This is a genomic window from Roseibium sp., from assembly GCF_965276855.1.
GTDB lineage: Bacteria > Pseudomonadota > Alphaproteobacteria > Rhizobiales > Stappiaceae > Roseibium.
Genome location: NZ_OZ255700.1, coordinates 3513317 through 3531613, shown reverse-complemented (window position 1 = coordinate 3531613; position 18297 = coordinate 3513317). Strand labels below are relative to the sequence as shown.

The window sequence follows — 18297 nt, the reverse complement described above, 5'->3', positions numbered from 1 at the left end:
TTCTGGATTTCCCTTTATGTTTTTTTATCTGGTGAGCTTCAATTCGATAAGCCGCTGGTTTGCGTCAGCTTGCCATGCGGCTCGAAGCGTCTCGTTATCTGTCTGGCGCAGCCCCATCTGCTTAAGCCGGTCAAACCGCTGCGACTTGGCCGGACCAATTGTTTCAGAAACCTTGGGCAACCAATAGGCAACAGACGACAGCGCTTCATCGCGCGTTGCCTCGTCGGCAGCCAGAACCTGAAGCCCCTCCAGGCCGAGTTCCATGTGACGCTGTTCCCGCGGCAAGATCTTGCGGAACACTTCTCCAAGTGGCTGGTAAGAGGTTTGGCTGAGGTCCTTGAGCTGGTGGACGGTCGCCAACCCCATCAGGAAGTTCATGACAACAGCGTCTGTCCAGCCTTGCAGCGGGTAATGAAACACCGACAGGCGCATATCTCCGCCCTGGCGTTTTGCATCCACCTGTGCATCCCGCGGCTGACGGGCGGACCACGAGTGCGCCTTGTTATAGAGCGCCTTGTCGGTCCCAAAGTCGCTCATCAGGTCCAGAACCTGTTCGGCGTGGTCGACCTTTTCCAGCGTGATCCGGCTTGCCGCAATCCGCTCTTTCAAGCCCGGCGCCCAATTGATGGCGTCGGCAAACCCGGCAGACCCGGCAAGTTCACTGTCGACAAAAGACGACATCAAACGCAGGAGTTCGGCGCGGTAGCGCGGCGGGACGTTGTTTGGCGACGTCAACTTGCCGCCCCGGGCGAGGTAATCGGCCAAGGGCATGGTGTCTTCGTCCAGAACGGCTTCATTCGTCATAGCTGATCACCACCTTGTCCGAGACCGGGATGCATTGGCAGGAGAGCACGTAACCTGCGCGGACTTCATAGTCCTCCAGCGCATGGTTCACTTCCATCTCCACCTCGCCTTCTATGACCTTTGCCCGGCAGGTGGAGCACACCCCGGCCTTGCAAGAATAGGGCGCGTCCATTGAATTCGCGATGGCCGCCTCAAGCACTGAGTTGCCGTTTTTCTCCATCTGGAAATTCCGCGTGCTGCCATCGAGAGTGACCGAGACCCCGCATGTCCCGGCACCTGCCGCAGCTGCTTGCGACAGGGCGCGCGCTTTTGCCCGGCCGGGCTGGGAAGAGGCAAACAGTTCGAACCGTATCTGTTCGTCGGCAAGGCCGTGTTTGCGCAGGCTGTCCGCAATGGTCAGCATCATCGGCTCCGGGCCGCAGATAAAAGCCGTATCGACCTCCTCGGCGTCGACCCACAGACGGAACAGAAGGTCCATCTTTTCCCCATCGATCCGGCCGGTGAAGAGATCGATGTCCTGGGTTTCCGTTTCCAGAATATGGATCACCGAGAAACGGCCAAGATAGGTGTTCTTTAGATCTTCCAGTTCCTCGCGGAACATGATTGAGCTGGTCTGGCGATTGGCGTAAATCAGGGTAAATGTGCTCTTCGGCTCGCGCGCCAGAACCGTCTTGATGATCGAGAGGACCGGTGTGATGCCTGACCCACCGGCAAAGCCGAGATAGCTTTTGGCTTTCTCCGGCTCCAGTTCGGTAAAGAATCGGCCCATTGGGGGCATGACATCAAGGCGGTCGCCAACTTTCAGCTCTTCATTGGCCCAGGTCGAAAACGCTCCGCCCTCAACCCGTTTGATCCCGACCTTCAGGCATCCGTCATCCTTGCCCGCGCAGATCGAATAGGATCGGCGCAACTCCTCACCGTCGAAGTCGCGGCGAAACGTCAGGTACTGCCCCTGAATGAAGTCAAAAGCGTCTTGATCTGCGGCGTCGGGCTTCAGCGTGACCACAACGGCATCGCGGGTATCGCGGCGGATATCGGTAACTTGTAGCGCGTGAAATCGTGCCATAGGCGAAACCCTCCTCCTGGGTGTCAAATGCACTTGAAATAATCGAACGGTTCCAGACAGTCCTTGCAGCGCCAGGCGGCCTTGCACGGTGTCGACCCGAACTGGCTGACCCGCTCGGTGTGAGCTGAGCCGCATCTTGGGCAGGGAACCACGAGATTTGTCTGGCCGGACAAGCGGGCCGCCTTCGCGCCCATGCCATCGGCAGCGGTTCCGTCGATCGGCGGCGCAATGCCAAATTGTATCAGTTTCTCGCGCGCTTCAGGCGTCACCCAGTCCGTTGTCCAGGGCGGTGAGAGCCGGCGTTCCAGGCGCACATTCGTCATGCCCTTTTCGCGCAGCTTGTCCTCGATCATCAGATCGATGACAGCCGTTGCAGGACATCCCGAATACGTCGGGGTGACCGCCACCACGAGAGTATCGCCGTCATAACGAACATCGCGGACAATACCGAGCTCGGTGACCGAGACAACGGGGATCTCCGGATCCGGGACTTCGGCAAGCCAGTCCCAGACCTGCTCAGCCGAGGTGGTTTGAGGTGCGGGCATGGCGGACTTTCCTACCAGCTCGCGCCCGGGTAGGCGCGTTGCAGGAACTGCATCTCCGCAAGGATGTACCCAAGATGCTCAGTATGCCGGCCCTGCTTGCCGCCCTTATGAACGAAACCAGCTGTCTCGGGCGCTTTCAGCGTCGCCTCATCCAGGATCTCGCGCACGGAAGTTTCCCAGTCCGCTTTCAGATCCTCTGGTTTCGGCGCAATACCGGCTTCAGCTACAGCCGCATCCAGTGCATCACCTTCAAACATCTCGCCCGTGTAAGGCCACAAGAGGTCCAGGGCGTCCTGCATTTTGCGATGGCTTTCCGGCGTCCCGTCGCCCAGGCGCACAACAAGATCAGATGCCCGCTCCAGGTGATAGCTCACTTCTTTCAAAGCTTTTGCGGCAATTTCGGCAACGCGCGGGCTCTTGGAGTTTTCTGCAAGCCAGGAGAGTAAAAGATGATGATAGGCGTCGAACAGGAACTCCCGCATCACCGTGACGGCCATGTCCCCCTTCGGAAGCTCAACGAGCAAGACATTGCGGAACTTGAAGGCATCGCGCAGATAGGCGAGCTTGTCCGCGTCGCGCCCCTCACCTTCAACCTCGCCTGCAAGACCAAGCCACATCTGCGTGTGGCCGATGAGGTCGAGCGCTGTGTTGGCAAGGGCGATGTCTTCTTCCAGAACCGGGCCATGACCGCACCATTCAGACGTCCGGTGACCAAGAACCAGAGCGTTGTCGCCCATGCGGCAGAGCCATTCAAAGAAGGCCGGTTTCAGCTCAGCATCGGAAACGAACGGATCCTGAGTGGCACCGGAAACTGCAATTTGATCGCTCATCACATTTTCCCCACTTCTTCCGGAATATCGAAGAAGGTCGGATGGCGGTATGTCTTGCTTTCTGCCGGATCAAACAGCGGGCCTTTTTCGGACGGGCTGGACGCTGTGATCTCTTTGGACGGCACCACCCAGATGGAAACACCTTCCTTGCGGCGGGTGTAGACATCCCGGGCGTGGTTGATCGCCATCTCCGCATCCGGTGCATGCAGGCTACCGACATGACGGTGGTTCAGGCCATGCTGACCGCGGATAAACACTTCCCAGAGCGGCCACTCTTTCTTGCTCATGACTGTCTCTCCCTCAATCGTCTTGTCGGTTATTCTGCGGCCACGGAGGCAGCCTGACGGCGGTCTGCCGCCTTGTCGGCATAAGCGTTCAAGCCATCGCGGAACCACTCGCCGTCATCCCAGGCCTTGACCCGGGCTTCCAGGCGCTCGCGGTTGCACGGACCATTGCCCTTGATCACTTCAAAGAACTCGTTCCAATCCGGCTCGGCGAAGTCGTAGCCCTGCTTCTCCTCGTTCCAGGCGAGTGTTTCGTCCGGAACGGTCAGCCCGAGATACTCGGCCTGCGGCACGGTCTCGTTAACGAACTTCTGGCGCAATTCGTCGTTGGTGTTGATTTTGATCTTCCAGGCCATCGATTGGGCGGAGTGGACGGAATCTTTGTCGGACGGTCCAAACATCATCAGCGACGGGTACCAAAACCGATTCAGGGCATCCTGCGCCATTTCCTTCTGCTCCGGTGTGCCGAAAGCCATCTTCATCATGATCGAATAGCCCTGACGCTGATGGAAACTTTCCTCCTTGCAGATCCGGATCATCGCGCGGGAATAGGGCCCGAAGGATGTCCGCTGCAGCGGCACCTGGTTCATGATCGCAGCGCCATCGACCAACCATCCAACCGCGCCCATATCGGCCCAGTTCAGTGTTGGGTAGTTGAAGATCGACGAGTATTTCATTTTGCCGGAATGAAGAGCCTCAAAGAGCTCGTCCCGGCTGACGCCCAGTGTCTCGGCCGCTGAATAGAGATAAAGCCCATGCCCGGCTTCGTCCTGCACCTTTGCAAGGAGAATGGCCTTGCGCTCAAGGGTCGGTGCACGGGTGATCCAGTTGCCTTCCGGCAGCTGGCCAACGATTTCGGAATGCGCATGCTGACCAATCTGACGGATCAAGGTCTTGCGGTAGCCTTCCGGCATCCAGTCCTTCGGCTCAATCTTTTCACCGTTGTCGATCCGCTCCTGGAAAGCCTGCTCTTCGGGCGACATTTCCTCGCGGGACTTCAGAGCGTCAGATTTCACAAGCTGTGCGTACATGCCACTTCCTCCAACTGTGCCGGACTTAAATCCAGCGCGTTCCGATTGGGCTTTCCTCAAAGCGACCGCCTGCTTTCAAAGCAACCGGCACCGTCCCGGGCCCTTCAAATCCAATTTACACCCGCTCTAGAACGAGCGCGATCCCCTGACCAACACCGACACACATGGTGCAAAGCGCATACTGCCCGCCGGTCCGCTGTAGCTGATTGGCGGCGTGCAGGACCAGCCGCGATCCGCTCATGCCGAGTGGATGGCCAATGGCAATGGCCCCGCCGTTGGCATTCACGTGGGGCGCATTGTCAGGCAAACCAAGCTCACGCAAAACTGCAAGCGATTGGGATGCAAAGGCCTCATTGAGCTCGATCACGTCCATCTGCTCAAGCGTCAGACCCGCGAGCCCCAAGACCTTTTGCGTCGCCGGCACCGGACCTATGCCCATGACACGCGGCGGAACGCCGGCTGCTGCCATGGCAACAATGCGAGCCTTGGGCGTCAGCCCATTCGCACTTGCGGCTTCTTCCGAAGCGATCAGCGCTGCAGCAGATCCATCGTTGACCCCGGACGCATTTCCAGCCGTAACCGTCAAATCAGGCGCGTTTACGCCACGCAGTTTTGCCAAGGCCTCGACACCCGTACCCGGTCGCGGATGTTCATCCGTATCAACGACAATCGGATCGCCTTTGCGTTGCGGGATCGAAACCGGAACGATTTCATCTTTAAAAACCCCAGCTTCCTGCGCTGCGGCCCATCGGCGTTGGCTTTCCGCTGCAAACTTATCCTGATCCTCGCGGGAGATCTCGTAGTCCTCGGCAACATTGTCCGCCGTCTCCGGCATTGAATGCGTGCCGAAAGCCTTTTCCAGTTTCTTGCTCTTAAAGCGCCAGCCAATAGTGGTGTCATACATCTCGGCATTGCGCGAAAACGCTGTCGTCGCTTTGCCGACAACAAACGGTGCCCGGCTCATGCTTTCAACACCGCCCGCAAGCATCAACTCAGCATCTCCTGCCCGGATCGCGCGGGCGGCCATGCCGATGGCATCCATCCCGGATCCACAAAGCCGGTTCACTGTTGTGCCAGGAACGGAGACCGGCAACCCGGACAAAAGCACAGCCATACGGGCAACATTGCGGTTGTCTTCGCCAGCCTGATTGGCACAGCCGAGGATCACATCAGCAACAGCCTCCCAATCGACATTAGGGTTGCGCTCCTTCAGGGCCTGGAGAGGAATCGCTGCCAGATCATCTGCACGTACTGGAGACAGGGCTCCGCCATACCGGCCGATAGGCGTGCGCACGGCGTCGCAGATGAAGGCATTTGGCATTTGTCTCTCCCATTTCGCGATCTATCAGGCATTCGCCGACCGATCGGTCAGCATTGTATACCACCAAAGCATCACACTTAGAACTGTTTTTTGAAAAAAATGTGATACTTTGAATTTTATAACTGTCTTTCAGCCACTTAAATCAAAAACCGATCTGTTCGGTACGGCTCACAGAACGGTTTGGACGGGCGTCCAGATACGACTGTGGCACCGAACCACGTTATGCGGCAGAACTCTCGGGAATTTGACTGATGATTTACGTATAAGCACGTAGGATTAAGCAAGAAATAACTGGCATTTTTGCAAAAAAATCGATATTATCACACTCATGAATATTCAGCCTCATATCGACCCGGCTCAAGAACCGTCTGCCACCCAGCGCGCCTATCTCGCGATACGGCAGATGATTCTCACCGGAGAAATCCCGCCCGGCGAAAAACTGAAAATCGAAAACCTGCGCAAGAAGCTGGATATGGGCGGTTCACCGATCCGCGAGGCTCTGACCTTGCTTGTATCGGACCTTCTAGTCGAAAGACTGGATCAACGTGGCTTTCGGAGTGCGGAGGTTGGCCGGGAAAACTTTGCCGAAATCCTGAAACTCCGGTGCCATCTGGAAGAGATGGCGCTGCGGGAAAGCATTACCCATGCTGATCAGGTTTGGGAAGACAACCTGGTCATCAGCCACCACCGGATGATGCGCGAACCACGCAACAATGTTGAGCGGTTCGAGGACTTGCACAAGACGTTCCATATGAACCTTCTCGCAGCCTGCACCTCGAAGGTTCTCCTGAAGTTCTGCAATCAGCTCTATGATCTCAATATCCGGTACCGCTATCTGGCCGGAAAGGCATTGGACTACTCGACCCGTGATATCGGCAGTGAACACACTGCGATCATGAATGCAGCTGTCGACCGCGACACAGAAACCGCATGCCATCTATTGCTCGACCACTACCAGCGCACTGGTGCTTTTTTGGAGAGGCTCTTCACCTCAGAAGCTGCCGAATAAAGCAGCAGAGCATCTTTCATAAAGTGGATCAGCTGCAAAAAAGAGGCGGGCCAAAAGACCCGCCGTTGTATTGCCTGGCTGTTGACCTTACTCCCGAACCAGAACCAGGTCGAAGTCCGCCAGAAGATAGGGCCCGTCCACCTTACCGGAGAGTTCAAAACCGTCTGCCGGGAAGCTCCCAGCTGGCTTCTCGACATAGGTCATTACGAGATCTTCACGCACCCCGAACACGGTGTCCTCATCCAGATACGGATCATCATCCGGGAAAATCTCGGTTACGAGCGGACGGAACCCCGGAGCCGTAACAATGTAATGAAGGTGTGAGGGGCGCCACGGATGGCGTCCGCTGGCCCGAAGAATATCGCCAACCGGGCCGTCACTTGGAACCGTGTAACTCACCGGCTTTACAGACGTGAATGCATAACGGCCATCTGCGCCCGTGGTTTGGATTCCGTGGAAGGAGTAAGTGTCCTGATCTGGGTCCTGACTGGAGTACAGACCATTCGGTGCCGTCTGCCAGATATCAAGTTCGGCACCCTCGATGGGATTACCCTCCATATCCCGCACAATGCCCTGAGCCAACAACACGTCCTCCTTGAAATCACCACGGAGATCTCCGCCAATCGGCAGCGGTGGCGATCCCGTGATGTGGAAGGGGCCAAGCACACTGGAAGATGTTCCCTCCGGATGCGAATGCAGCATATCGACCAGAGAGGACAATCCCAGCACATCGGATAGTAGAACGAACTCGTGGCGTTCCTTGTCCGAGATATCGCCCGCCCATTCAAGGAACTCGATACCCTTTCGCCATTCGGCATGGGTAAGGTTCGTCTCCCGGGCAAAGTTGTGCAGATGGGTGACAAGGCTCTGCAATATCTCCCGAAGGCGCGGATCGGTATCCGGCCCGAAATAGTTCATGAAGACGTCTGTTATGTTGTCTTTGGTGACGCTACGCATGAGTGTTCCCTCAGTTCAAAATAGCAAGGCTCAAGGACGGCCAGCGGATCAGCGCGATCAGAACGATCAGCATCACAAGCGCGAAGGGAAACGCGCCGATGAACACATCCTTCAAAGAAATCCTAGGGTCGTTGAGCGTTGCCTTGATCACAAAACACGAAATTCCGAGTGGCGGAGTTAGAAGCCCGATTTCCGCGCCGACCACCGTCACAATGCCGAACCAGACAAGGGACATGCCCATCGGTTCGACCAGCGGCAGGAACAAGGGCACAACGATGAGAATGATCGACGCAGTGTCGAGAATGGTGCCAAGGAAAATCATCATCAGCACATAGATCACCATGACCCAGAAGAAGGTCATTTGCGTTTCCGTCAGGAGATCTCCGAGCTCATTTGGCAGGCCTGCGAGACCGAGCATCCGGCTGTAGATCGATGCGGCAGTGATCAAGAACAGAATAGACGCCGTGATGTGACCGGTTTCCAAAAGCGCCTGCCACAGCGACTGCAATGTCAGCTTTTTGCGGAACGCAGCGATCAGCAATCCAAGAAGAGATCCTGCAGCACCTGCTTCAACCGGGGTTAGCCATCCAGTGTATATCCCGCCGAGAACCGCAACGATCAACAACAGCGTTGGAATGGTTTTGTCCGCAATTTCCAGAGGGCTCATCCACTCTGTTTCATCCGACGTACGACCACCGACATACTTTGGCGTGAAACGTCCCATCAAGAAGATCGCAACAACGTAAGCTGCTGCCAACATCAAGCCCGGAACAACACCGGCAAGGAACATATCGCCGACGCTTTGCTCCGCAACGAAGGAATAGATGATCAACATTGCCGATGGCGGAATGATCATCCCAAGGACCGACGACCCTGCCACCACCCCTACTGCGAAACGCGGGTTGTAGTTGAACGCCAGCATTTGCGGCACGGAAACCTTGGAGAAGACCGAAGCAGAGGCAATGGAAGATCCGGTCACCGCAGCGAAGACCGCATTGGCACCGACGGTCGCCATGCCGATTCCGCCCTTGACCCTCCGGAATCCGGAATTCATGACCTGATAGATATCGGCCCCAAGCCCTGCTTTGGAGACGATCAAACCCATGAATGTGAAGAGTGGCACGGTGGCGAAAGTGTATTCCATCACACTGTCGCCAATGGCTATTTTCAGAAGATTGATCGCGAGATCGAAGTTGTCCCGCATCAGGATGATGGAAACAAAAGACACCAGACCGAGCGCGATCGGGATATAGACGCCGAGATAGACGAGAACGACGATCGCGACGACGGACAGGGTACCGATTTCAAAAGGGGTCACGTCTTGTCCTTTGCCTCGTCCGGCAAACGTGTCTGGCCAAAGCCCTGATCACGTTTGAGAACCCTCAAAACAAACAGCACGGCACAGAGGAACGCACTAAGATAGATGGCCAGTTTGATCGGCCACCAGGGGGCCGTGAAGATACCGGGAACACCGAAGAAGTCTTTTGTCTCATACATTTCGACGAACTCAGGCCAAATTGCATAAGCAACCAAAGCCATGAACACCGCCGAAGCAAAGTCGATAACCCTGCGGATCGTGTCAGCCAGTTTTGGCCGGGTTGTTCCCAGGATCGTCAGAAATCCATCGGAACGTGTGAGCCGGCTCATCCGGACAACATCAGGTAACTGCAAGAAGACGATCAGAACCATCGAGAACTGAACGACTTCGACGGCACCCCGGAATGGCGCGTTGAAGAAACCACGCGCCACCACATCGTAATTGACCACCAGAACCAGACCGAGGACGATCAGGGTGCCAACTGCGTTAGCGCCGATCGCTACCCAGTTGGCTGCTGTTGCCAAGGCCTTGAGGCCGGTGTCCAGAAGACGCAGCATAGAGCTAATCCTGTACTCAAGCCTGCAGCTTACTGCGTCAGTTCCGCGGACCAGTCCCGGACCGGGGTATGGCCAGCTTCCTTCAGTTTGGCCGTATAGGACTTCAGCATGTCACTGCCTGGCTCGCCTTTTGTGTCGAGATCTGCAGCCCATTCGACCGCGATATTCGGCATGTTTGCGGCCCATTGTGCACGTTCAGCCGGGTCCATCTCGACGATCGTACCGCCGGATTCCACATAAGCGGCACGGCTTGCTTCCGCGCGGTCCATGGCAACACCGGCCACGTGATCGCGGTAGGCAACAGCCACGTCCTGCAGCACCTCTTTGACTTCATCCGGGAGCTTGTCCCAGTAGTCCTTGTTCACGGTGATTGTTTTGGAATTCACCGCGCCGAGGTCCGCTTTGAGCATATACGGTGCCACTTCAGCGATCTTGAAGGTTTTGGCAGCTTCCGGCCACAGCATCGCGTTGTCAACCAGTCCGGTCTGCAACATATTGTAGAAGTCCGTCAGACCACCGCGCACACCAGCGGCATTGTCGAGACCTTCCAGGTACCGCAGGTTCATGCCTGCACCAGCAACCTTTGATCCGCTCAAGTCGGACAGGGAGTTGATCGGCTCCTTGGAAAACATCTGGTAGGTGTCGAGCACCACGCCCGTTGCCAGATAGACCTGGTTTTGAGCCTCAAACTCCTTCTGCATGGTCGGGTATTCCTTGGCGATTTCGTCGACCGCTTTGGCAACAGCCCGGGCATCCGGCGCAATGAACGGTGTCACGGCGGACAAAGCCTGACTTGGCAGCTTGGATGAATGGAAGATCGTGGTGACAATCCCGATGTCGCCCAGGCCGAGCTTAACGCCCTCAAGAACACCTTTCGGTTTGACGATTGACCCACCATAGCTCTCTTGCCAGTCGATCTTGTAGTTGCCTTTTTCAGCAAGGCGTTTGTCGACTTCAGGAATAAAGAAGTTTGTGAACTCCTTGACCCACATCGCACGGGCCGGATAGCCATCAATCACAACCGCCTTGATGGTTTCGGTCGCAAAAGACGGCATTGCAGTTGCGCTTAACGCGGCAAGAGCGATTACGCTCCGTCTGGTCAGTTTTCCGATCATCACATTTCCTCCCAAAACATCAGAGACTTCAGGCCTTGGCCCAAGTTGTCTCCATTGAGGTCCCCGACTGTTCAAACAGTTTGGACAGGGGACAGTACTTGGCGACTTCAGATCCGACGCGGTCGAGCTCCTCTTGCGAGACCGTACCATCGCTGGTCACCACCTGCCGCAACGCGACAAAGGGAACATCGATCTCCTCCTCAAGAGTGACGCCCCGGCGATCGAATTCGCAGGTAATTTCGATTGTCAGGTGACCGATGTCGGCCCCCAGTTTGCGGGCACACTTGTGCCCGATTACATTTGTACAACCCGCCAGTGCGGCCAATGCAGCTTCTGTTGGCGCCGGTCCCAGATTTGTGCCACCCCGCGCCTCCGGTTCATCGATCTGAAAGGTCAAGTCGCGTATGGAAACGTCTGTCCGTGAATGGCTGATGCCCAGCCCTTTGGCACGAAGCTTGACGACTGTTTTTTCTCTCAAGCTCGGCATGCGGCCTCACAAGAACTTGCAGGCGGTCTCAAACGGCAACCGCGGCAGTTTTTGGAACAACGCACTCTCATCCGCATATCCAAGATTACACAAGAAGTTTGATTTCAACGTCGTGCCGGCAAAAAACTCCTCATCGACTATCTTGTTTGAAAAGCCGGACATGGCTCCCACATCAAGACCAAGGGCCCGAGCAGCGATCATGAAATATGCGCCTTGCAACGTCCCGTTCCGGAATGCGGTCGTCTCGGAATGTTCGGGCTTGCCTTCAAAATGCGGCCGCCGGTCCTCGTGCGGAAATAGGAATGGCAGCTCTTTCCAGAAGTCCAGATCATGGGCAATGATCACAGCCACCGGTGCCGACATCATCTTGTCGATATTCTTGTCCTTGAGCGACTTGGCCAGCCGCTCTTTTGCAGCCTGGCTCTCGATGAAGAAGAACCGCGCCGGACAGGTGTTCATACTCGTTGGACCTGCAGCGGTGATCTCGTAAAGCAATTCAAGCGTGTCACGGGACACCGGCTTGTCCTGCCAGGCATAATGCGAACGCGCCTGGCGCAGGATCAGATCAATGCCGTCATCATCAAGTTTCGTAACCCGTTCGCGTAGGGACCGGACCACATCCTGGGCCTCAGCACGCAATGTTGCTAGAGCTTCTCCAACCGGTGCTTGCGACGCTGCCATTGTCATTCGGCGGCCTCCGTCGCGCGCATGTCTTCTTCAGCGACAATCGGATTTGCACAAATACCGATGCCTTCGATTTCGACTTCAACCACTTCACCCGGCCGCAGCCAGCGCTGAGGCGTCTTCGCGTGCCCCACGCCAGGGGGTGTCCCCATGGCAAGGTAATCACCCGGCTCCAGGGTTGTATATTCAGAGATGGTGGAGATCGTACGGGCCACGCTCCACAGCATGTCGGACGTGGTCGCGCTTTGCAAAATTTCGCTGCCGACCCGGCTTTCGATCTTCAAGCCTTCAGCGCCCTTTGGCAGCTCGTCTGGCGTCACAACAACTGGACCCACGGGACCTGTGCCGTCAAAGTTCTTGCCAGGCGTCCATTGATGGGTTTTGCGCTGATATTCGCGAACGGAACCATCGTTGAAAAGGGTGTAACCGAAGACGTGATCCAACGCGCTGTCTTCACTGATATGGCGGCCGCCTTTGCCGATGATCACCATAAGTTCGGCCTCATAATCAAGCTGCTCGGAACAGGAAGGACGCACCATCGGAGCCCCGGCGGGGATCATTGACGTCATCGACCGCATGAAGAGCGCTGGATAGGTCGGCACATCGTATCCGCCTTCCTTGATATGATCGACGTAATTCAACCCAAGGCAAATGATCTTGCCGGGTGCCGCCACCGGCAATTCCGGCGTTATCGCGGACAGATCAAAACTGGCACCTTCGTCTTTTTGGGCCACCAGTTCGGAAAGATCCGCTGCGCCGGAAATCAAACCCATCAGATCATGGCCAACTTTGCGGTCCAGAGCCGTCAAGTTCCAAGCCTTTTGACCTTCGACCAGATAAACGCCCTGTCCTCCAGGCCCGGTTCCCACAATGAAGCGCATGATTTCCTCGGTGTTAACGAATACCGCTTCACTTTGACGACGTTTTTTTAGTTTGTCAAATAATATCGATTTTTTTATACTGCTTCAAAATTGGAGGATAAAAATGCCCAAATGGCAGGAATATAAGCAGATCGCCAAAGAGCGCGGTGCGCTTGCTTTGGAGCTTTATGTCGTCAACACAAAACCTGTCGGACCGGACGCGGACATTCCCGGGACCCTCCCTGATCACCTCGCATACCAGGCGCAGTTGGAAGCATCCGGCAGTCTCGCCTTTGCTGGTCCGGTCTCCGATGAAACCGGCGAAGAAATGCAGGGCGAAGGCATGATCATCTATCGAGCGACGTCTCTGGAAGAAGCTCGAGCACTTGCTAATGACGACCCAATGCATGCGCGCGGGGTTCGCAGCTACACACTCCGGCGCTGGATGATCAATGAAGGCAGTTTCACGCTGTCGGTCGGTCTTTCGGCGAAAAAAACGAGTTTCTCGTAAGCAAATATCGGCCGGCGCCGCGCAAAGCACGCAGCAGCGTCCTAAGGCTCAAGAAAAACGGGACTCAAAGAAGGAAGAAACGAAACCATTGGGAGGAAACGATGTTTCGGACACTGATTTCTGGATTACTGCTCAGCGCAGGCACCTTGATGGCGCCGCCCGCACTGGCAGAAAATTGTCTCAAAGTCACCTTAACCGGCACCCAAGGCGGACCACCTGTCTTTCAAGGACAGGCGGGTGCCGGTACTCTTGTGCAGTACGGCTCGGAAGAAAACAAATGCAACGACATGCGCTTGCAGTTCGATACCGGCCGAGGAACCACACAGCGCCTGTCCCAGGCCGGTGTGCCGGTCGGCAAAATCGATGCGATTTTTCTGAGCCATCTGCATTCCGATCACACCGAGGGCCTTGCAGACATGATGCAGCTGCGCTGGCACTTTAATTCTGGCGGGCCAAAGGTTGATCTGGTGTGCAGTGAGGAAACCAAATCTCCGCTTGGCTTCTCCCTAAGCTGCGAGCGCTTTGCCACACATATCGGAGATGCCTTGATCAACTCCGGTGAAATCGCCCAACGGCTAGCTGAAAACAAAAAACGCCTTCCCGGTGGCCCGGCCGAGCTGATCAATGTCAAGGACTTCAAACCTCAAGATGAGGCCCAGGAAGTCTGGTCAAAAGGCGACGTAACAGTCAGCGCCATCCGGTCAACACACATCCCAGGACATGCCTCCTATCGGGTGGATACCCCTGCCGGCAGCGTGGTGATCGGCGGTGATGCAGGCAATGATGTGCGCAAGCCGCCGCGAGAGACATCTACATCAGGCCAGGTCGAAAAGCTGGCACAAGGTGCGGACATTGTCGTGCATTCCACGATCCACCCGGTCATGGGGCCAGACGGTGGCACAGGCTTCCCACCACCGATTTATTTCCGTCAAAGCAATGCCACGGACCTTGGTCATCTTGCCCGCAGGGCCGGGGTAAAACACTTGATGCTTACCCATCTGATTCCGCCGGTCGGCGCCCCGCGCCAAGGCCCCTACAAACTCCCTGAAGGCGCATTGACCAACGAGGACTATACCGGAGCCGTGGCCGAAAGCGGCTTTGACGGCACCACGATTGTCGGCCAGGATCTTGTCTCGTTGACACTTCCGGTCAAAAACTGACCCGGTCAAAAGTCCAAAACGAAAACGCCGTCCCGAACGCTTCGGGGCGGCTTTTTTCGTCACTGTTCCTGAAGGATTTCAAAGGAAACAGACTTTGTAAAATTTACACCTCTTTGAGGGTCCTGTCATCCTCAACCCTGCGCAAAGACATCTGCCGAGTAACAATTTGCCGACGGATGAAGGCTGCAATGAACGCTGCTGTCAGGATCAAGACAATGGTCGGTGCCGGCGCACTGTCGATGAAAAAGCTCAAATACGTACCGGCAAGCATGGAGAGCATGCAGACAACCACGGACACCCAGAGCATCGTGCTGAATTTCCGCACAAGCAAGAATGCGATCGCGCCCGGTGCAATCACCAAACCAATGGCAAGGATCAGCCCGGTCGCCGAGAGGATCGCAACGATCGTCAATGAAAGTGCAGTAAGCAGGCCATAGTGAAGCAAATTGACCGGCAGCCCTGAGGCCTGTGCCTGCGCAGCATCAAAGCTGTGAAGGACGAGATCCTTCCATTTCAAAACCAGACCACCTGCAACAACAAGTGAGATAATGCCGGCGGTCCAGAGGTCCTGATTGCCAACACCCAGCATGTTTCCAAACAGAATGTGGTCAAGGTGAGCGTTGGTTTCGACTGCCACATAGAGCACGATCCCAAGACCGAACATGCCTGAGAAAACAACACCCATGACGGTGTCCTGCTTTACCCGGCTGTTGGTCGAGAGATACCCAGTTGCCACAGCGCACACCATGCCGGCGGCAAAGGCACCCACAATCAAGGGAAGGCCGACGATGTAGGCCAGCACAATGCCGGGAAGAACGGCATGACTGACAGCGTCACCCATCAGCGCCCATCCTTTCATGACCAAAAAACAGGACAACAGCGCGGTCGGAATCGAAACCAGAACGCAGATCAGGAACGCGTTCTGCATGAATGGGAATTTGAACGGCAGAAGAAGAAAATCGAGATCCATCACTGCGGCCCTCCGCCGGGCTGTCCTGGCAACACGGTATCAGAAGGCCCATGGCGAAGCGCTTCAGATGCTTTCCGGCGCGCGGCCAAAAGGCCGTGTTTTGGCGCAAAGACAAAGGCAACAAGAAAGATTAGGGTCTGCAGCACCACGATGATCCCGCCGGTCGCTCCATCCAGAAAGTAGCTGATGTAGGCACCGGAAAAACTGGTGACCGATCCAATCACAACAGACAGTGCGATCAGTCTTGGGAACCTGTCACAAAGAAGATATGCCGTTGCACCCGGCGTGACCACCATAGCGATCACAAGAAACGCACCGACCGTCTGCATGGCCGCCACAACGGAGGCAGAAAGAAGTATGAAAAAAACAGCCTTCAGGAGTCCTGGTCGCAGACCAATGGTGCGCGCGTGGTTCTCGTCAAAGAAAGTGACCATAAGGTCCTTCCACTTGAGCAGCAGCACGCCCAGCGACACAAACCCGATAATCGCAAGCTGAAACGTGTCTTCCGGTGTGATAGCCAGAATGTTGCCCATGGTAATGGTCTGGATCGACACTGACATCGGATTGACCGACACAATGAAGAGGCCCAGTCCGAAAAATGAGGTGAAGATCAATCCGATGATCACATCGACTTTCAATCCGGACCGTTCCGACAGGAACAACATGGCTCCGGCAGCGAGCCCGCCGGCAATGAAAGCCCCAAGAGCAAACGGCAAACCGAGAATATAGGCGCCGGCGACACCCGGCACGACAGAGTGCGAAAGAGCATCGCCAATCAAAGACCAGCCCTTGAGCATGAGATAGGCAGAAAGGAACGCACAAACGCCGCCGACAAGTGCCGACACCCACATGGCGTTGGTCATATAGGCGTAATTGAAAGGCTCAAGCAGAGTGGCAATCATGGCCGTTTCTCGGCCGTTTGCGTCTCATCTCCATATTGAACAAATGGGCGTTCATCATCGGTCAGGATAGTCACCTTCCGCTCATCCCCATCCGTGTGCAACGTCTGATCGCTGATGGTGAAATGCCGGAGAACGCCGCCAAAGGCCTGCTCCAGGTTCTCACGGGTGAACGTCGTTTCGGTCGGGCCAAAGGCCAGCACCGTTCCCTTGACGAGCACAGTGCGATCACAGAATTCCGGTACAGATCCGAGGTTGTGTGTGGAGACCAGCATCACACGTCCTTCGGCCCGCAATTCTCCAAGGAGTTCGATAATCTGTTCCTCGGTTTTGACGTCGACGCCCGTGAACGGTTCATCGAGCAGAATGACTTGGCCGTCTTGTGCTAATGCTCGCGCAAGGAACACACGTTTGCGCTGACCACCAGACAGTTCCCCGATCTGGCGCTTCCGGTAATCCTGCATGTTGACCCGGCTGAGCGCTTCGGCAACAGCATCGTGATCGGACTGTTTGGGACGGCGCAAGAACCCCATGTGGCCATACCGGCCCATCATGACGACGTCTTCAACCAGCACCGGAAACGACCAGTCTACTTCTTCCGACTGCGGTACGTAGGCGACGAGGTTTTTGCGAAGCGCTTCTTTGACGCTCATGCCCAGAAGTTGAATGGTTCCCTTCGCAGCTGGCACAAAGCCCATGATAGCCTTGAAGAGTGTTGATTTACCGGCCCCGTTGACGCCGACGAGTGCGGTGACTGTGCCACGCGGGATCTCAAAACTGGCGTTCCAAAGCGCGGTATGGCCATTGCGGTAGGTTACGGTCACGTCCTCTGCGGAGATCCCGATATCTGACACCATGTTTGTCGATGCCAACTCCGGCTCCTCGATGACCTTCAACATTCAACAAATCCAATCATTACAAAATCCGGTCGGCCGGGGAAGAGCCGCGGCACCGAAAGGCGCCGCGGAAAAATCAATTGGTCGCGCTTTCGAGCCCTTTGGCGACCGTTGTTGAGGTCACCCGCAGAAGGTCGAGATAGGTCGGAACCTGCCCGTCGGCCTCGCTGAGTGAATCGACATAAAGCACCCCGCCATAACTCGCGCCAGTCTCCCGGGCGACCTGTTCAGCAGGCGCTATATTGACCGTGCTTTCACAAAAGACCACCGGGATGTTGTTTTCTTTTACGCCGTCAATAACCGAGCGGACCTGTTGCGGTGTCCCAACCTGATCAGCATTCATCGGCCAAAGATAAAGCTCCTTCATGCCGAAATCGCGCGCAAGATAACTAAACGCACCTTCACAAGTCACAAGCCAACGCTTGTCTTCCGGAACTTGTGCGATTGTCTCACGAAGCGGTTCGATCACGCCGCGCAACTGCTCTTTGTAAGCTTCCGCATTCTGTTTGTAGACGTCCGCGTTGGTCGGATCTTGAGCAGAAAAGGCAGCTGCAATGTTGTCGATGTAGACCTGCGCATTGTTGAGGCCCATCCAGGCGTGGGGATTGGGCTTACCCTCGTAGGAGCCGCTTCTGATGGAGATCGGATCAATGCCGTCTGTCAGTGTCGCCGACGGGATGTCTCCGAGGTTTGCCAGGAACTGTTCAAACCAAAGCTCCAGGTTCATACCGTTCCACAGAATTAGGTCGGCATCGGAGGCCCGTACGATGTCCTGCGGCGTCGGTTCATACCCATGAATTTCAGCGCCTGGCTTGGTGATGGACACCACCTCAGCCGCATCACCGGCAACATTTGAGGCCATGTCGGCAATGACGGTAAAGGTCGTAACGACCTTCATCTTATCTTCTGCCCAAGCGCTCTGCCCGGACATCATCGCGACCGCTGCCACAGCAGCAAATAAAGCAGTCTTCTTCACTGAAACCTCACACACGA

Annotated in this window: 21 protein-coding genes; 3 read left to right on the top strand and 18 right to left on the bottom strand. The window is 56.0% G+C overall.

The genetic code is table 11. From position 1 onward, the window contains the following. Nucleotides 1–24: 24 nt before the first annotated feature. The 7 genes from ACQY4Z_RS16345 to pcaF form a co-directional block, all read right to left on the bottom strand. The gene (locus ACQY4Z_RS16345) at nucleotides 25–804 is read right to left on the bottom strand and encodes a Phenylacetic acid catabolic protein (RefSeq protein ID WP_428522969.1); all 780 of its coding nucleotides are present in this window, start codon (nucleotides 802–804) and stop codon (nucleotides 25–27) included. After that, entirely contained in the window at nucleotides 794–1870 is a 1077-nt protein-coding gene (gene paaE / locus ACQY4Z_RS16340; protein ID WP_428522967.1) for a 1,2-phenylacetyl-CoA epoxidase subunit PaaE, read from the bottom strand. Before paaE ends, ACQY4Z_RS16345 begins: the two co-directional genes overlap by 11 nt. 23 nt (nucleotides 1871–1893) lie before the next feature. Then, the gene (paaD, locus tag ACQY4Z_RS16335) at nucleotides 1894–2415 is read right to left on the bottom strand and encodes a 1,2-phenylacetyl-CoA epoxidase subunit PaaD (RefSeq protein ID WP_428522965.1); all 522 of its coding nucleotides are present in this window, start codon (nucleotides 2413–2415) and stop codon (nucleotides 1894–1896) included. Nucleotides 2416–2426: 11 nt separating this feature from the next. Continuing rightward, a complete protein-coding gene (paaC, locus tag ACQY4Z_RS16330) occupies nucleotides 2427–3245 on the bottom strand; it encodes a 1,2-phenylacetyl-CoA epoxidase subunit PaaC (protein ID WP_428522963.1) in 819 nt (272 codons plus the stop codon). Then, the gene (gene paaB, locus ACQY4Z_RS16325; protein WP_040450973.1) at nucleotides 3245–3532 is read right to left on the bottom strand and encodes a 1,2-phenylacetyl-CoA epoxidase subunit PaaB; all 288 of its coding nucleotides are present in this window, start codon (nucleotides 3530–3532) and stop codon (nucleotides 3245–3247) included. The genes paaC and paaB overlap by 1 nt, the downstream gene beginning before the upstream one ends. Nucleotides 3533–3561: 29 nt before the next feature. Then, nucleotides 3562–4560, bottom strand: coding sequence for a 1,2-phenylacetyl-CoA epoxidase subunit PaaA (gene paaA / locus ACQY4Z_RS16320; protein WP_209179677.1), 999 nt, complete (start codon nucleotides 4558–4560; stop codon nucleotides 3562–3564). Between the two features lie 115 nt (nucleotides 4561–4675). Continuing rightward, nucleotides 4676–5881 (bottom strand): 3-oxoadipyl-CoA thiolase, encoded by a 1206-nt coding sequence (gene pcaF, locus ACQY4Z_RS16315; RefSeq protein ID WP_428522960.1) that lies wholly within the window; start codon nucleotides 5879–5881, stop codon nucleotides 4676–4678. Between the two features lie 328 nt (nucleotides 5882–6209). Here pcaF and ACQY4Z_RS16310 point away from each other — a divergent pair, with 328 nt between their 5' ends. Then, nucleotides 6210–6890, top strand: a complete 681-nt coding sequence (locus tag ACQY4Z_RS16310) for a GntR family transcriptional regulator (RefSeq protein WP_428522958.1) — start codon at nucleotides 6210–6212, stop codon at nucleotides 6888–6890. Nucleotides 6891–6977: 87 nt separating this feature from the next. Here the strand turns inward: ACQY4Z_RS16310 and ACQY4Z_RS16305 are convergent, their stop codons facing one another. Genes ACQY4Z_RS16305 through ACQY4Z_RS16275 form a run of 7 tightly spaced genes read right to left on the bottom strand, consistent with a single transcriptional unit; the run spans nucleotide 6978 to nucleotide 12889 of the window. After that, nucleotides 6978–7847, bottom strand: coding sequence for a dioxygenase (locus ACQY4Z_RS16305; protein WP_428522956.1), 870 nt, complete (start codon nucleotides 7845–7847; stop codon nucleotides 6978–6980). A gap of 10 nt (nucleotides 7848–7857) precedes the next feature. After that, nucleotides 7858–9165 (bottom strand): TRAP transporter large permease, encoded by a 1308-nt coding sequence (locus ACQY4Z_RS16300; protein ID WP_133951788.1) that lies wholly within the window; start codon nucleotides 9163–9165, stop codon nucleotides 7858–7860. Further along, a complete protein-coding gene (locus ACQY4Z_RS16295) occupies nucleotides 9162–9722 on the bottom strand; it encodes a TRAP transporter small permease (RefSeq protein WP_209174642.1) in 561 nt (186 codons plus the stop codon). Before ACQY4Z_RS16295 ends, ACQY4Z_RS16300 begins: the two co-directional genes overlap by 4 nt. A gap of 29 nt (nucleotides 9723–9751) precedes the next feature. Beyond that, a complete protein-coding gene (locus ACQY4Z_RS16290; RefSeq protein ID WP_428522953.1) occupies nucleotides 9752–10837 on the bottom strand; it encodes a C4-dicarboxylate TRAP transporter substrate-binding protein in 1086 nt (361 codons plus the stop codon). Nucleotides 10838–10865: 28 nt separating this feature from the next. Beyond that, complete coding sequence (locus ACQY4Z_RS16285; RefSeq protein ID WP_428522951.1) at nucleotides 10866–11324, bottom strand: OsmC family protein; 459 nt, start codon at nucleotides 11322–11324, stop codon at nucleotides 10866–10868. A 6-nt stretch (nucleotides 11325–11330) separates the two neighbouring features. Further along, nucleotides 11331–12011, bottom strand: coding sequence for a malonic semialdehyde reductase (locus ACQY4Z_RS16280; protein WP_133951780.1), 681 nt, complete (start codon nucleotides 12009–12011; stop codon nucleotides 11331–11333). Further along, nucleotides 12008–12889 carry a fumarylacetoacetate hydrolase family protein gene (locus ACQY4Z_RS16275; protein ID WP_428522948.1) on the bottom strand — a complete coding sequence of 294 codons (882 nt, stop codon included), beginning with the start codon at nucleotides 12887–12889 and terminating at the stop codon, nucleotides 12008–12010. Before ACQY4Z_RS16275 ends, ACQY4Z_RS16280 begins: the two co-directional genes overlap by 4 nt. A gap of 103 nt (nucleotides 12890–12992) precedes the next feature. Here ACQY4Z_RS16275 and ACQY4Z_RS16270 point away from each other — a divergent pair, with 103 nt between their 5' ends. Further along, the gene (locus tag ACQY4Z_RS16270; RefSeq protein WP_428522946.1) at nucleotides 12993–13379 is read left to right on the top strand and encodes a YciI family protein; all 387 of its coding nucleotides are present in this window, start codon (nucleotides 12993–12995) and stop codon (nucleotides 13377–13379) included. A gap of 101 nt (nucleotides 13380–13480) precedes the next feature. Next, nucleotides 13481–14539: an MBL fold metallo-hydrolase gene (locus ACQY4Z_RS16265; RefSeq protein WP_428522944.1), complete on the top strand. Its 1059-nt coding sequence runs from the start codon at nucleotides 13481–13483 to the stop codon at nucleotides 14537–14539. A gap of 103 nt (nucleotides 14540–14642) precedes the next feature. Here ACQY4Z_RS16265 and ACQY4Z_RS16260 read toward each other — a convergent pair whose 3' ends face one another. From ACQY4Z_RS16260 to ACQY4Z_RS16245, 4 genes are all read right to left on the bottom strand, one after another. After that, nucleotides 14643–15509, bottom strand: a complete 867-nt coding sequence (locus ACQY4Z_RS16260; protein WP_428522942.1) for a metal ABC transporter permease — start codon at nucleotides 15507–15509, stop codon at nucleotides 14643–14645. After that, nucleotides 15509–16411 (bottom strand): metal ABC transporter permease, encoded by a 903-nt coding sequence (locus tag ACQY4Z_RS16255; RefSeq protein ID WP_428522940.1) that lies wholly within the window; start codon nucleotides 16409–16411, stop codon nucleotides 15509–15511. The genes ACQY4Z_RS16260 and ACQY4Z_RS16255 overlap by 1 nt, the downstream gene beginning before the upstream one ends. Beyond that, on the bottom strand, nucleotides 16408–17307 hold the full coding sequence (locus ACQY4Z_RS16250; protein ID WP_306147629.1) for a manganese/iron ABC transporter ATP-binding protein: 900 nt from the start codon (nucleotides 17305–17307) through the stop codon (nucleotides 16408–16410). Before ACQY4Z_RS16250 ends, ACQY4Z_RS16255 begins: the two co-directional genes overlap by 4 nt. 73 nt (nucleotides 17308–17380) lie before the next feature. After that, complete coding sequence (locus ACQY4Z_RS16245) at nucleotides 17381–18238, bottom strand: metal ABC transporter substrate-binding protein (protein WP_428529584.1); 858 nt, start codon at nucleotides 18236–18238, stop codon at nucleotides 17381–17383. Nucleotides 18239–18297: the final 59 nt, after the last annotated feature.